Source organism: Pseudomonas sp. S2_E01 (assembly GCF_054668365.1).
In genome coordinates this window covers 3,816,453-3,829,643 of record NZ_CP162762.1, presented here as the reverse complement: position 1 = coordinate 3,829,643, position 13,191 = coordinate 3,816,453, and the positions used below count along the sequence as shown (strand labels likewise).

Here is a 13,191-nt window from a genome sequence, read left to right as displayed (position 1 = left end):
CGTTTTTGGGGACCAATGACGCAAGCCAGGGCTTGCCTGCCAACGTGTTTCGAGGCAGGCTCTGGTGTGTGCATTATTCCCATCACGTGTCAGGTATTTTTTATGTCGCTACGCATCTGCATTCTGGAAACCGACATCCTGCGTCCGGAACTGGTCGATCAATATCAGGGTTACGGGCAGATGTTCCAGCGTCTGTTTTCGCAGCAGCCCATCGCGGCCGAATTCACCGTGTACAACGTGATGCAGGGCGATTATCCCCGTGATGACGAGACCTTCGATGCTTACCTCGTGACCGGCAGCAAAGCCGACTCCTTCGGCACCGATCCGTGGATTCAAACCCTCAAGACCTATCTGCTGACCCGCTATGAACGTGGCGACAAGTTGCTCGGCGTGTGCTTCGGCCATCAATTGCTGGCGTTACTGCTGGGCGGCAAGAGCGAGCGCGCCACCCAGGGCTGGGGCGTTGGCACGCACAGCTACAAACTGGCAGCCAAGGCGCCGTGGATGAACCCGGTGCGCGAGGAGCTGACCTTGCTGATCAGCCACCAGGATCAGGTGACCACGCTACCGGAAAACGCCACGGTCATTGCTTCCAGCGATTTTTGCCCCTTTGCCGCCTACCACATCAATGACCAGGTGCTGTGCTTCCAGGGCCACCCGGAATTCATCCATGATTACTCGCGAGCCTTGCTGGATATTCGCCAGGAGGCGTTGGGCGAGCAAATTTACTCCAAGGGCATCAGCAGCCTTGAGCAGGAACATCACGGCACCACCGTGGCCGAATGGATGATGCGCTTCGTCGCGCACAAGCCACAGACTGTTTGAAACAGCATCGCGAGCAGGCTCGCTCCCACAGGGTCTGGTGTCTATCGCAGATCCAATGTGGGAGCGAGCGTTTTACAACCACCCCGACCTTTTGAAACTGCCCCAAAGCCCCGCACACCCCACCGCAATGAATCCCAACACCGTGAAATACCCGTAGTGCCACGTGAGCTCAGGCATGTTCTGAAAATTCATCCCGTAGATGCCGGCAATCGCGGTGGGGAACGCCAGGATCGCCGCCCATGCAGCAAACTTGCGCTGCACCACGCTCTGTCGTGACGCCTCCAGCAACACCCCGACCTCGATGGTCTGGCTGGCAATCTCCGCCAGTGTCGTCAGGTCTTCCATCTGGCGGGTCACATGGATTTGCACATCGCGAAAATACGGGCGCATGTTCTTGTCGATGAACGGGAAGCTGAGCTTCTGTAACTCCTCGCTGATTTCTACCATCGGCGCCGCATAACGGCGCAGGCGCACTACGTCCCGGCGCAGGCCATGCAGTCTCTGGATGTCGTGTTCATTCAAGGCGCTGCACAACACGTTGCGCTCCAGTTCGTCGATCTCGGCGTGAATGGCTTCGCCCACCGGCTGATAGTTTTCGATCACGAAGTCGAGGAGGGCATAGAGTACGAAATCTTCTCCATGCTCGAGCAGCAGCGGACGCGCCTCACAACGCTGACGGACATGAGCGTAGGACGCCGAGTGACCATTGCGTGCAGTGATGATGTAGCCGTTGCCAGCGAAGATATGCGTCTCGATGAACTGCAATTTGCCGTCGTGACGGATCGGTGAGTAGGTGACGATGAACAGCGCATCACCGAACGTCTCCAGCTTCGGGCGGCTGTGTTTTTCCAGGGCATCTTCGATAGCCAGTTCGTGGAGGTTGAACTGGCGTTGCAGGTTGGCAAGTTCTTGCGCATCCGGCTCTTCGAGGCCGATCCAGACGAAGTGGTCAGGCTTGGCAGCCCAGGCGGCGCCTTCGTCGAGGGTGATATTGGTGACTTTTTTACCGGCGCTGTAAACCGCGGCAGCAACAACTCGACCCATGATTGAGTTTCACTTCTTCTTGGTGGGTGGTAACAGACAATCTTCAGCTTAGCCTTGTCTGTTGCTTGAGAGTCAGTGAAATCTGCGCAGTTCACCCGTCCTTCGCCGGTAAAGAAAACCCGCACAAGGCGGGTTTGGTATTACGCGGCTTGCAGTTGCCGATCCATCGAGGCGATGCACTCACGCATCTGCTCGCGACACTGGGCGATCAGCTGCGGCATGTCGTCCAGGCTCAATCCTGCGGTCGGAATCGCTGGCAGCGAACGGATCAGAATTTTCCCACTGCGCCAGCGGTTCAATCGCATGTGCTTGACGTAAGTGCTGACACACACTGGCACGATCGGCACACCCGCGGCGATGGCCATCTGGAACGCGCCTTTCTTGAATGGCAGCAAATCCTCTCCAAGGTTGCGCGTGCCTTCTGGGAACACCCAGATCGACGTGTCCTTGTGCTGCAAAGTGTGTGTGGTGGTCAGCATCGAACGGCGCGCCTTGTGCGCGTTGCCACGGTCGATCAGCACATTGCCTGCCAGCCAGAACAACTGGCCGAACAGCGGCACCCACTTCAGGCTTTTCTTGCCGATGCACACGGTACGGTGGGGCACCACGTTACCGAATACGAACAGGTCATAATTGGATTGGTGATTGGCTACGATCACGCAGCTCTGCGGTTTGTCGATCAAGGGACCGACGTCCGTCTTGACCCGCAAACGCAGAATGCACATCGCCGGCCAGGCATATAAACGTGCACAGAGTCGGCTGTTGTCCGGATTGAATGGCCGGCATAGCCCAAGAATCACGCCCAGTACACCGGCCAGAATAAAGTGCAGGCCCATCAACAACATACGTAACACAAACAGCATTTTGCAGGCCCCACCGGGACAAAAGGTGGCGCAGTGTACGGATGTGCACTGTTTTCGGCAATTACCGCGGTAGAGGTAGGAGATAGGCGATGTTTAAGTAAAAGTTTCCGACTGCTTGGTCAGATGTGTTCTAGAGCGGTTGTAGGTCTTTTCCGATCACTGTTGTAAGAGCGAGCTTGCTCGCGATGAACGCGAGATCACCGCTGCGTTTCAGGCGTCTCGCGTTCGTAGGGGCATGGCCAGGGTATTTAAACCAAATGCTCCTGATCCATGATGATCGCGTTATCCAGCGTATCCAGCAGCGCCTTGCGCACTTTCAACTTGGTGTTTTTGTGCGCGCTCATGTTGATCTTCTTCAGTTGGCGCGCCGCCGCCAACGCGGTTTCCTGCAGCGCTTCAGGCGCGACCACGACATCCAGGAATCCGGCATCCACCGCGCTTTGCGGGTTGAACATCTCACCATTGATCACCGAACGGTGGAACGCCGACTTGCGCAGGCGATCACGGGCCAGCTCGATACCCGCGTGGTGCATGGTCATGCCGATCTGCACTTCGTTCAAACCGATGCTGAATGGACCGTCGACACCAATGCGGTAATCGGCCGACAACAACAGAAACGCCCCCTTGGCGACCGCGTGCCCAGGGCAGGCAACAATCACCGGGAACGGATGCGACAGCAGGCGCCGGGCCAGGGTCGAACCTGCGGTCACCAGCGACACGGCTTCTTTCGGCCCGGCGGTCATCACCTTCAAGTCGTACCCGCCCGACAGAATGCCCGGCGTGCCAGTAATGATCACCACCGCGCGATCAGTCACAGCCTGATCCAGCGCCGCATTGAATGCGGCAATCACGTCCGGGGAAATGGCATTGACCTTGCCGTTGCTCAAGGTCAGAGTCGCGATACCGTCTTCGAGGTGGTAGGAAATCAACTCACTCATGACGCTATTCCTTGTATGAAAGTTGAGGCAGACGTTACCCACCACCGTAAGCGAGGTAAAGCGCCGTGACTGACTCGCCAGTCACCGTTTTCAGCGGCCAGGCCCCGATGCAGCACGTCCACCGCGCATTGCCTTGCACAACGAAGCGGGAAGCCCAGCCGAAGATTGGCAGGTTTGCCATGCCCCAAAGCACGCGGAACGTCTAAATCGCTAACCGCATGAAAATTCTGCAAAAAAAAATTGCCATCGGAAATGCTTTCGACTACATTAGCGCGCCTCGACAGACAGAACATGTTTGAAGAGATACGGTGAAGTGTCCGAGTGGCTTAAGGAGCACGCCTGGAAAGTGTGTATACAAGAAATTGTATCGAGAGTTCGAATCTCTCCTTCACCGCCACATTCGATGTAAACAGAACCCCTGATTTCGGAAGAAGTCAGGGGTTTTGTGTTTTCTTGGGGCTGATTTTTGAAGGGGCGTCCCTGATCGTATTGATGTAGGACCTTCTGATAATGACGTAGGGCTTTTAACGTGTGTGTGGGACGTAAGGCTCCAACCCCTTGTTGTCAGAGGCTATTTCGGTAAACGGTGTAAAGTCAGCGGATTTGAGGAGGGCTGTTCATACAGGGCTTTTAGCGTCGAGAATGGTTCAGCGGATGGTGTTGATGACGCCGCCCTTCATAATCCCGGAATGGACGCAGGTACGTTATGCAGGAATTCACCCCCAAACAGGCAGAGCTGGAGAAGGTTCACGTGGAAATCGTCAAGCTGATTGCGGAGCAACGAAAGTTGAACGCTGAGGCCGGCAAGATGACCTGTGAAGTTTTCTGGTATCCGGTGACTGTCGCCATCGGTCTGATCGGCACGGTGGCCACCGTCACGACGTTGCTGCTCAAAGTCCTCTAGTTTTGCTGCCTGCCCTTCAACCAGGGCCATGAATAGGAAATTCCATGATCACCACCACGACCCACGCCATCGAAGGCCGACAAATCACGGCTTACCTGGACGTTGTCAGCGCCGAGTCGGTACAGGGGGTCAACGTTATCCGGGATATGTTCGCCGGGATGCGCGACTTCTTTGGGGGGCGCTCCCAGACATTGGAACGTGCACTGAAGGAAGCTCGGATTCAAGCCACTGACGAGATCAAGGAGCGGGCCCGGGCACTTCAGGCCGATGCGGTGGTAGGGCTTGATTTCGAGATCAGCATGCCAGCCGGGAAGGGCGGGATGGTGGTGGTTTTTGTGACCGGGACAGCCGTCAAGCTGCGTTGACCGAATCAGGACAACACAGGCGCCAGAGCGCTCCATTCGTCGGGCATCGTGCCTCTGAATCACAAGTCCACTAATGACCGGCTAGTCTCAAATGCTTGGCGGTCGACAGGTTTCAGGCAATAGGGCTTGCCGATGTCGACCCCACTTTTGAAAGGGGTGCTGAAATGGCTGATCCGTATATCGAAGACGATGGTGCTGAGTTTCCAATCAACAACTGCGTGCAGTGCGGCCAGACCGAGTACATGGTGGGCTTCGGTGATGAAGAGGTCAGGCTCGACAAGATGAAGACCACGGTGCGCCTGGGCCCGAAAGCGAAATTCATGCCCAGGGTAGCGGCTCCGGCCAAGAGGGAGCAGGTCGTTCACGGACCCCGCCATTGAGCGATTTTTGCCGCGTTTAGAGGAGTGTTTATCGACGTATTTCTGCGTCCGATTTTTCACAAAGTTTTCACACTGCCTTTCGTAGGCTCAACTCATCCGTTAGAAAGCAACACCTGGCCCGTCTCCCCAGCGGGCTTTTTTTTGCCTGCCATAAAACCTTTTCCTTAAACGCTGTCCAACCGTCGCCAAAGGCGAGGTTGCGTTCGTGCGTCTGGACTTTCTCGCCGCTAAAGCATTCAATCTCGACCCTTTTTGATTTCCACCCTATTTTGAGGTTTTTGTCATGCGTTTAACTCTGCCAGCTCTGGTTCTGGGGCTTCTGGTCGCTCAAGGTGCGATGGCTGCTGGCGACGGCACTGCCGCGCTGGGTGGTGGTCTGGGCGGCGCGCTGGGTAACGTGGTCGGCCAAAGCATGGGCGGCAGCACCGGCGCAGCGATTGGTGCAGGTGTCGCGGGCGCCGCAGGCAGTGCCGTGGCCGCGCGCAAGGGCAGCCGCACCAAGGCTGCGATCGGCGGCGGCGTAGGTGCTGCCGGCGGCTCGGTGATCGGCAATAGCCTGGGCGGCAAGACCGGCTCCACCATCGGTGCGGGTCTGGGCGGCGCAATCGGCGGCGGCGTAGGCAGCAACCTGGGCAAGGGGCACAAGCGCCACTGATTCTGATCGCTCAAGAAAGCCCGGCTCGATGCCGGGCTTTTTCGTTTGTGCAGGTTGGAACGTTTGGCGCCAGGCTACCTCTCAACTGGTACACACCTGAATTGATGCGAGGTTTGGTCATGACGCCCAAGACGCAAGCCAAGGAAGAGAAAGGTCCCAGCGGACTGCCTTTTATCAATGATCCGGGCAATGAAGATCCGGGGTCGTTGATGGATGATGCAACAGTCCCACTGATGGATGAGGATGACGACGAAGACACGCCGGAATATCCACTGCCTTCGCCCACCGATTCGCTGAAACGAGATCAGCGGCCGCCGGATGATGAGGATGAGCGCGGCGACAAACAATAAATCGCTTCACAGGCATTAATCGTTGGTGGCCTCTGTATCGAGCCAGCGTTCGAAAAATTGCTTCTGGAGATCGGGATTGTTCGTGAGATTTTTATCCTCGTAATCGAAAATATTCACGACATCACGTCTGGTTGCGTTTCGGCCCAGGGTCAGTTCGTAGGCTTTTACACCCTGTGTCATTTGTGACGACATGCTGGACGGATGGACATTGATTTTGGCGCCCTTGCATAAAAAGGTGACGTCTTGATGCTCTTTTCTTATCTGCCCCAGACACTGGTAAAAATCGTTACCTGCGTAAGACTGGCTATACCCATTGCCCATGACAAAGGTAATAGTCGTATTGTCCGAGTCACAGAGTAAGTCGGCTTGCTGGCGCTCGCCCTGTTTGATAATCGCTATCTCAACACGGTCCATTGCTATTTCCTGTTGGGGTTCAAGATAGTAGTGCCCGTAGCTTGGCCGTTCGCTTCAATGGAGGTTACTCCGAGAATATCCTCTTTCTTGACGCCCCCTTGGATGGCTACTTCTCGTTCACTGGAAAATTTATAACGCTTACCAAACTCTTTGACCAGATCTCGCCCCGGAATAGGCCGAAGGGTATACAAGAAACCTTTTCGCATTCTGAATCTCGTTGCGAAATCAATCCCCACTTCTCGATCCGGGGTGGTACTTACGAAGTTACTTGGAGGATTGCTGCTGTCGTTCGAGTGAAGCAGCAAGTCATTGCTGGTACCTCTGGGCTTGAATCCTGTCTGAAAAATCTCATCCGGATCGCGCGGATCTCCACGGTATAGGTATTTTTCTTCGGGGTAGAGCGGGAGCATGACTTCCGCGTCTACGACGCTTACCCCTTCCGTTGGGTCCTCAGCCTCTGGTGTTGTTGAACACCTTCGCCTACCCGGACACCCATTCAACCCCAACGGATCCACCCACCCCGTCGGGCTCCGCGTATACCGATACTGATTCAACCCGCCAGCCAACCTGCTCGGATCCGGTGTCAGGTACCGTCCGGTATCGGGCTGGTAATACCGGTGCCGGTTGTAATGCAGCCCGGTTTCAGCGTCGAAGTACTGGCCCTGGAAGCGCAGTGGCTGGTCGAGAACCTCATGGGTGTCGCGGGTGAGGCGGGTGAGGCGACCGTAGGCGGTGTAGCGGGCGGCCCAGATGATGTCGCCGCCGTAATCGGTAAGTTCCTGCGGGGTGCCCAGGTGGTCCAACTGGTAGTAAAACGGGCAAGTCTTGCCCGGTCCCTTGCCATTGAGCAGGACCAGGGGGCGGAAGCTGCCCGGTTCGTAAATATAACTGCGGTAGTGCTCGCGGCCGCTTTCGGCAACGAGGTGGTCGCCCTGCCAGAAAAACTCGGTCGTCTTGCCATCTACGGTTTTGCTGATACGTCGACCAAACGCATCGTAGCGGTATGTCGCCTGGCTGCCGTTGGCCAGGGTGGCGCCGATCAGCCGGTGCTGGCAGTCGTAGCGGTATTCGGTGACGAGCTTCTGACCTGCACCGCGACGTTCGCGAATGAGGTTGCCGAACGCGTCGTAGTCGTAATGCCGGTCTCCCTGCACCAGCAGGCGGTTGCCCTTTATCTTTGGTACGCCGGGACGGTCGTACATCATCAGGTTGCCAGCCGGGTCGTGGCCAAAGCGTTCCGGTTGCTGGTCACGAGCGTGACGTACCCCGATCAGACGATCGAGCGTGTCGTAGTCATAGCTGCGTTGGCCGTGGCGCGTGTCGCTGACCCGTTCGAGATTACCGGTGGCGGTGTAGGCATAATCTCGGCGATAAAGTAATTGCTGTTGCATTACAGCATGGGTTTTCAGGCGGCCCTGGTCGTCGAACTGGTACTCGCTGAGCAGCAAGCCCTGGCGGCGGGTCTGCTCATGACCGGCGAAAAATGTGTGCGTTGTCAGCCGCACGCCATTGAGGTCAATGGCTGTAAGCGTGCCGCCACGGGCGTGGTGATAGTCAAGCTTGCTGCCGTCCGGCAGGCGCAGTTGGTTGAGTTGTCCACAGGCATCGTAGCCATAACGTAACGTGCCCCAACCCTGGTGTTCGGTGACCAGCCGATCCTGTGGGTCATATTCGAATTCCAGCGGGTGGTCCTGACCATCATCGACGCTGACCAGCCGCCCGACGCTGTCGTAGCGGTATTGGACCTTGGCGCCATCTGGCAGCGTCTTGACCAGCAGGCGCCCGATCGAGTCGCGCTGGTAGGCGGTGATCAGCTTCGAGTCGTCGTCACCGAACTCGGTTTTCTCCAACAGATGCCCATTGAGGTCGTAGGCATACTTTGTACGCCGACCATCGAATGCGATTTCCTGACGGATCAGCCCGCCGGACGTGTGGTCCAGGCGATAGTTTTCGCCGGATTCGTTTTCGATTTCCGTCAGCAGCAGGCGCGCGTTGTCGAAGCGATATCGCACCTGCGAGCCATCAGGATTGATCCGCAGGCTGACCAGGTGCAGGTCGTCGAGGTATTCGTAGCGAGTGACGCGGCCCAGCTCATTGCGTTCGGCGATGACCTTGCCATAGGCGTTGTAGCGGAAGGCGCGGCTAGTGCCTGTGGCCGACGTCTTTTGCAGCAGTCGCCCCACGGCGTCCCACGTGTAGTGGGTAATGACGCCGTGCTCATCCTGCCGGGTCGTGCACCGGCCTCGGACGTCGTAGGAAAAAATCCGTTGGCTACCATTTGGCAGCGTCTCTTCGGTCAGTTGTCCCAGGCCATTGCGGACGTAGACATGCCGGCTGTTATCCGGGTAGCAGGTCGAGAGCAGCCGGCCTTTGTCATCGAAGTAATGGCGAGTGACTTGCCCATCGGGGTCGGTCGCCTCGATAACGTCACCCTGGGCATTGCGCAGATACGTCCACTGCGCCTTGCCGCGGCATTTCGAGTGCAGGAAGCCGTTGCGATGCTCGTAGGATGTTGGCTCGCCTTCGGGCGGAATCAGGGCCTTCAATCGCCCGTTTTCGTCGTAGATATATCGAGTAGTCGCGCCCAGTGGATTCTTTTCGGCGACCAGGCGGCCTTTGTCGTCATACGCCTTAAGGTGCTCTGCGCCGTTCGGTTCGAGGCGACGGATCAGTCGAGCCTGTTCATCATGCTGGTAAAGCGTTTTGCTGCCATCGACGCTTTTGACCTGCACACCACCGTTGTCATCCCAGACATAGTTCGTGTCCATTTGCATGAACGACGCCCAGTGCCGTACGCAACGCACGGCCTTGCCGGACCTTTCCCACTCCCAGAAAAAACTCGCGCCACCGGCCAGTTGCCGCTGCAGGATGACGTGCTGATCGTCGTAGTCGTAGCGCTCGCTTTCACCGGCTGCATTGGTCGCCTCGATCAGCCGATGACAAGCGTCATAGCGGTAGAACACCAAGGTCTGCTCGGTGCGCCATGCATCCTCCGGCGTGGCGGCTGCCTGGTAGCTCTGGTACTCGACGGTGGCGAGGTGGCGTCGCTCATAACGCAAACACAGCGCCCGACCGGCACCGTTGTCGAGGCGCATGATCCTGTCGGATCGGTCGCGTTGGACCGTCAGACGATTGCCATAGGCATCGCTGATGGCGGTCAGGTGTCCCGCCCGGAAGTGGTAGAAACGGGTGGTCTCGCCCGCCTGGGAAATGACCAGCTCTTCGGGCTCATCCCCCAGATAAATCGCTGCCCGCGCCAGGCTGTTGTGAATGGCGGGGCGTGCGCTGGTGGCCAATGGAAAACGCGTGCGGCGGTTTTCGTGATCTATCCAGATGACGGTGTCGCCCTCGATTTCCAGCCGATGCGACAAGGAATGACTCCAGCCGAATCCCAGGCCGCTGTCCGTTTCGACCGCACTGGTGCGATAAACGCGGATGAACTCGAAAGGCAAAAGCCCATTCAGCGCGCCATCGCTCAAGATCAGCAGCCCCTCGCCAGTGACCATCGACACCGGGCAGCCATTGGTCGCGGTTTGGTCCGCCGAGCCGACATTATCGCCATTGGGGTTTTTGGCTGGAGAAGGGGCGTCGTCGCGATGTTCCTGGCGGCTCAACCGGGTCCACGCTACTGACCTGGTGCGTGCGAGAGCCAGCGGATCACTGACTTGCGCAACGGCAGCCTCGGCGGTCGTGATCTGTAGAGCAGCAGCGGGGGCCGCTTTGAGTTGTGCAGGACGGGCAGCGACCATCAACGGTTTGAGTACGCCGGCATGCCGGGCCAGATTGGATTGGGTGCCCAGCCCGACCAGTCGCGAACTCGCTGCGGCCAGCCAGCGGCGGGCCTGCTCGGACTTGATCGTGGCCAATACCCGGGGGCTGATGCCGACGTTCAGTCCGGCGAGCCCCGTGAGGCGTGCCAGCAGGAAACCGATCAGTACCGGCGTGCGAACCTGCGCCACGACTTCAGCGACGTACTGCGGCGGCAACAGGCGCAGCCAAGTGGCGAAGGCCGCTAGATGGATGAACATCAGCGGCTCGTCGCTCAGCAGCAACAGCAGGTTGGCAATGGCTTCGGGCGAAGCGCCGAAGAGCGTTTCAAGTTCAGCTGCCGTCAGGTACTCGAGGAGCTTTTCGCGGTTGCCCTGCAGGTCTGCGATCAAGGTGAAGACTTGCTTCACGTCATCCCACAAACCATGCAACGCGTTGTCGAACCCTTGCCAATCGGCTTGTTGCAGCACGCCGTAGCGCTCGGTGAATGCCGCGTCGGAAAATCCAGCCCACAATTCCTGGAACTCGGTCGCCCACTCCTGGCGCAACCAGGTTTCCAGTTCATCGATTTCACGTTGATAGGACGCGTAGAGCGTCTTGACGTGCTCGCTGGAAACGTTGGGGAAGAACGTGATGCGACAGCGCTGGCCGTCGATCGGCTCGCCGAAGGTCGCCACGCCATGGTCTTCGGCCAGGATGGGTTCGAGCCCCCGCTCGATGTCCAACGCCCAGCCGCTCCAGAAATTTTCCGCCCAGGCGTTGTAATCGTTGAGACAAAGACGAAAGTCCGCGATCAGTGGTTCGACGTCCGGTTGCGCGGGGTCCATGGCGGCGACAGCGAGCAGGCCGATGGCGTTGTTCAAGGCCAGGACCTTGTCTGGTTTGGACATTCGCAGTGCCTCGCGCGGATCGAATTTCGGATCGCGAGACTTTGCTGGGGATCAGCAGGGAAAGAAGTCGGGAAAGTAGGCGATTTGTGTAGGGAAAATCGCTAATTCGCGGCCAGCGTCTTCATCCATCATTTTCCGGTGCGGGGAGATTGTCCGTTGATCTTTGTCGACCGCGCTCGCTATGCTGCTGAAACCTTTAATCCAATCCGCGATCCGGCTGCGTCCGGCTCGGTCGGGATGTCGTTAAAAACGGATCAGATGCGATGAGTGCACCGCTGAAAGAGTTCCGCCCGATCAAAGCCGTGATTTTCGACATGGACGGCTTGCTGCTGGATACCGAGGGTATCTACACCGAAGTCACCTCGATCATTGCCGGGCGCTACGGTCGCACGTTCGACTGGAGCGTCAAGCAGAACATCATTGGCAGGGGCGCGGGGGATCTGGCGCGGTATGTGGTCCAGGCGCTGGATTTGCCGATCACCGCCGAGGAGTTCCTGGAGATCCGCGAGCCTTTGATGCGCGAACGGTTCCCGACGGCCCAGGCCATGCCCGGTGCCCAGGAACTGGTCCGGCACCTCAACGCCAATAACGTCCCGATTGCCGTGGGCACCAGCTCGTCGCGTCAGTCGTTCGGCCAGAAAACCACCTTGCACCGCGACTGGTTCGGGCTGTTTGACTTCATCGTGACGGCGGATGACCCGGAAGTCGGTGCGGCCAAACCGGCGCCGGACATTTTTCTCACTGCTGCACGGCGCCTGGGCGTTGCGCCCGAGGACTGCCTGGTGTTCGAGGATTCGCCGTTCGGTGTCACGGCGGCGAAGGTGGCGGGCATGACGGCGATTGCGATCCCCGATGCCGCGATGGCTGACGAAAAATACGCACACGCCGATGGCATTATTCGTACGCTCAAGGCGTTCATGCCCAGTGATTACGGACTACCCGTACTGTAGGAGCGAGCATGTCGAGGCGTCGAACCGTCGCTCCTGCAAGGGATTGACAGGTCAGGCGCCAAAACCACCATCGATCGTCAGGCTCGCCCCGGTGATGTAACCGGCTTCAGGGCCGGCCAGGTAGGCGACGAAGCTGGCGATTTCTTCGGCGTGTCCGTAACGACCCACGGCCATCAACGGTATCAGGCTTTCGGCGAAGTCGCCGCTGGCCGGGTTCATGTCGGTGTCGACCGGGCCCGGTTGCACATTGTTGATGGTGATGCCGCGTGGGCCGAGGTCACGGGAGAGGCCTTTGGTCAGGCCGACCAGCGCCGCCTTGCTCATGGCGTACGGGCCACCACCGGCGAAGGGCATGCGATCGGCGTTGGTGCTGCCGATGTTGATCACGCGACCGCCTTCGGTCATGTGTTGGGCGGCGGCCTGGGTGGCGACGAATACGCTGCGCACGTTGATCGCCAGCGTCTGGTCGAAGTGCTCCAGTTTGAACTCTTCCAGAGGGGCCACGGCCAGCACGCCCGCGTTGTTGACCAGGATATCCAGGCGACCAAAGGTTTGGACGGTGGTGCTGACCGCGTTGCGAATCGCCTCGGCATCGCCGCTGTCGGCCTTGATGGCCAACGCCTTGCCGCCGCTTGCGGTGATGCTGTTTTGCAGCTCTTCGGCTTTGGCTGTGGAACTGACGTAGGTGAAGGCGACGGTCGCGCCTTCAGCGGCCAGGCGCTTGACGATGGCGGCGCCGATACCGCGGGACCCGCCCTGGATCAAAGCCACCTTGCCGCTGAGGTTCTGAGTAGTCATGTCGATCTCCAAGTCCCGAGGCGAAATGTCTCGGCTGATGGAGCGTA

At 58.4% G+C, this 13,191-nt stretch carries 13 protein-coding genes and 1 tRNA gene; 8 read left to right on the top strand and 6 right to left on the bottom strand.

Going from position 1 to position 13,191, the window contains the following annotated elements; all coding sequences use genetic code 11:
• Positions 1-102 precede the first annotated feature (102 nt).
• Positions 103-825 (top strand): amidotransferase, encoded by a 723-nt coding sequence (locus AB4O36_RS17750; RefSeq protein WP_460116992.1) that lies wholly within the window; start codon positions 103-105, stop codon positions 823-825.
• A 72-nt stretch (positions 826-897) separates the two neighbouring features.
• Here AB4O36_RS17750 and AB4O36_RS17745 read toward each other — a convergent pair whose 3' ends face one another.
• The 3 genes from AB4O36_RS17745 to AB4O36_RS17735 all read right to left on the bottom strand — a co-directional run bounded on the left by AB4O36_RS17745 (position 898) and on the right by AB4O36_RS17735 (position 3,670).
• On the bottom strand, positions 898-1,869 hold the full coding sequence (locus AB4O36_RS17745; protein ID WP_460116991.1) for a magnesium and cobalt transport protein CorA: 972 nt from the start codon (positions 1,867-1,869) through the stop codon (positions 898-900).
• Between the two features lie 140 nt (positions 1,870-2,009).
• Positions 2,010-2,732: a 1-acylglycerol-3-phosphate O-acyltransferase gene (locus AB4O36_RS17740; protein ID WP_460139884.1), complete on the bottom strand. Its 723-nt coding sequence runs from the start codon at positions 2,730-2,732 to the stop codon at positions 2,010-2,012.
• A gap of 248 nt (positions 2,733-2,980) precedes the next feature.
• A complete protein-coding gene (locus AB4O36_RS17735) occupies positions 2,981-3,670 on the bottom strand; it encodes a crotonase/enoyl-CoA hydratase family protein (RefSeq protein WP_460116989.1) in 690 nt (229 codons plus the stop codon).
• 307 nt (positions 3,671-3,977) lie between these two features.
• On the opposite strand from AB4O36_RS17735, the gene AB4O36_RS17730 reads away from it, so the two are divergent.
• The 6 genes from AB4O36_RS17730 to AB4O36_RS17705 all read left to right on the top strand — a co-directional run bounded on the left by AB4O36_RS17730 (position 3,978) and on the right by AB4O36_RS17705 (position 6,324).
• Positions 3,978-4,067, top strand: a tRNA-Ser gene (locus AB4O36_RS17730).
• 309 nt (positions 4,068-4,376) lie between these two features.
• On the top strand, positions 4,377-4,574 hold the full coding sequence (locus AB4O36_RS17725) for a hypothetical protein (protein ID WP_460116988.1): 198 nt from the start codon (positions 4,377-4,379) through the stop codon (positions 4,572-4,574).
• Positions 4,575-4,618: 44 nt separating this feature from the next.
• Positions 4,619-4,939: a YbjQ family protein gene (locus AB4O36_RS17720; protein ID WP_460116987.1), complete on the top strand. Its 321-nt coding sequence runs from the start codon at positions 4,619-4,621 to the stop codon at positions 4,937-4,939.
• A 164-nt stretch (positions 4,940-5,103) separates the two neighbouring features.
• Entirely contained in the window at positions 5,104-5,319 is a 216-nt protein-coding gene (locus AB4O36_RS17715) for a hypothetical protein (RefSeq protein ID WP_460116986.1), read from the top strand.
• A gap of 283 nt (positions 5,320-5,602) precedes the next feature.
• On the top strand, positions 5,603-5,974 hold the full coding sequence (locus tag AB4O36_RS17710) for a bacteriocin (RefSeq protein WP_192301938.1): 372 nt from the start codon (positions 5,603-5,605) through the stop codon (positions 5,972-5,974).
• A 119-nt stretch (positions 5,975-6,093) separates the two neighbouring features.
• The gene (locus AB4O36_RS17705) at positions 6,094-6,324 is read left to right on the top strand and encodes a hypothetical protein (RefSeq protein WP_460139883.1); all 231 of its coding nucleotides are present in this window, start codon (positions 6,094-6,096) and stop codon (positions 6,322-6,324) included.
• A 15-nt stretch (positions 6,325-6,339) separates the two neighbouring features.
• Here the strand turns inward: AB4O36_RS17705 and AB4O36_RS17700 are convergent, their stop codons facing one another.
• Positions 6,340-6,738 carry a hypothetical protein gene (locus AB4O36_RS17700; protein WP_460116984.1) on the bottom strand — a complete coding sequence of 133 codons (399 nt, stop codon included), beginning with the start codon at positions 6,736-6,738 and terminating at the stop codon, positions 6,340-6,342.
• 2 nt (positions 6,739-6,740) lie between these two features.
• Positions 6,741-11,396 carry an RHS repeat-associated core domain-containing protein gene (locus tag AB4O36_RS17695; protein ID WP_460139882.1) on the bottom strand — a complete coding sequence of 1,552 codons (4,656 nt, stop codon included), beginning with the start codon at positions 11,394-11,396 and terminating at the stop codon, positions 6,741-6,743.
• A 263-nt stretch (positions 11,397-11,659) separates the two neighbouring features.
• Here AB4O36_RS17695 and AB4O36_RS17690 point away from each other — a divergent pair, with 263 nt between their 5' ends.
• Positions 11,660-12,346, top strand: coding sequence for an HAD-IA family hydrolase (locus AB4O36_RS17690; protein ID WP_460139881.1), 687 nt, complete (start codon positions 11,660-11,662; stop codon positions 12,344-12,346).
• A 51-nt stretch (positions 12,347-12,397) separates the two neighbouring features.
• Here AB4O36_RS17690 and AB4O36_RS17685 read toward each other — a convergent pair whose 3' ends face one another.
• Entirely contained in the window at positions 12,398-13,144 is a 747-nt protein-coding gene (locus AB4O36_RS17685; protein WP_460139880.1) for a 3-oxoacyl-ACP reductase family protein, read from the bottom strand.
• Between the last annotated feature and the right edge of the window lie 47 nt (positions 13,145-13,191).

Excerpts from the sequence above, each read along its gene's own strand:
- AB4O36_RS17685 (WP_460139880.1), bottom strand. The coding sequence starts at position 13,144 with ATGACTACTCAGAACCTCAGCGGCAAGGTGGCTTTGATCCAGGGCGGG.
- AB4O36_RS17715 (WP_460116986.1), top strand. The coding sequence starts at position 5,104 with ATGGCTGATCCGTATATCGAAGACGATGGTGCTGAGTTTCCAATCAAC.
- AB4O36_RS17690 (WP_460139881.1), top strand. The coding sequence starts at position 11,660 with ATGAGTGCACCGCTGAAAGAGTTCCGCCCGATCAAAGCCGTGATTTTC.
- AB4O36_RS17695 (WP_460139882.1), bottom strand. The coding sequence starts at position 11,396 with ATGTCCAAACCAGACAAGGTCCTGGCCTTGAACAACGCCATCGGCCTG.
- AB4O36_RS17700 (WP_460116984.1), bottom strand. The coding sequence starts at position 6,738 with ATGGACCGTGTTGAGATAGCGATTATCAAACAGGGCGAGCGCCAGCAA.
- AB4O36_RS17720 (WP_460116987.1), top strand. The coding sequence starts at position 4,619 with ATGATCACCACCACGACCCACGCCATCGAAGGCCGACAAATCACGGCT.
- AB4O36_RS17725 (WP_460116988.1), top strand. The coding sequence starts at position 4,377 with ATGCAGGAATTCACCCCCAAACAGGCAGAGCTGGAGAAGGTTCACGTG.
- AB4O36_RS17745 (WP_460116991.1), bottom strand. The coding sequence starts at position 1,869 with ATGGGTCGAGTTGTTGCTGCCGCGGTTTACAGCGCCGGTAAAAAAGTC.
- AB4O36_RS17750 (WP_460116992.1), top strand. The coding sequence starts at position 103 with ATGTCGCTACGCATCTGCATTCTGGAAACCGACATCCTGCGTCCGGAA.
- AB4O36_RS17705 (WP_460139883.1), top strand. The coding sequence starts at position 6,094 with ATGACGCCCAAGACGCAAGCCAAGGAAGAGAAAGGTCCCAGCGGACTG.
- AB4O36_RS17740 (WP_460139884.1), bottom strand. The coding sequence starts at position 2,732 with ATGCTGTTTGTGTTACGTATGTTGTTGATGGGCCTGCACTTTATTCTG.
- AB4O36_RS17710 (WP_192301938.1), top strand. The coding sequence starts at position 5,603 with ATGCGTTTAACTCTGCCAGCTCTGGTTCTGGGGCTTCTGGTCGCTCAA.
- AB4O36_RS17735 (WP_460116989.1), bottom strand. The coding sequence starts at position 3,670 with ATGAGTGAGTTGATTTCCTACCACCTCGAAGACGGTATCGCGACTCTG.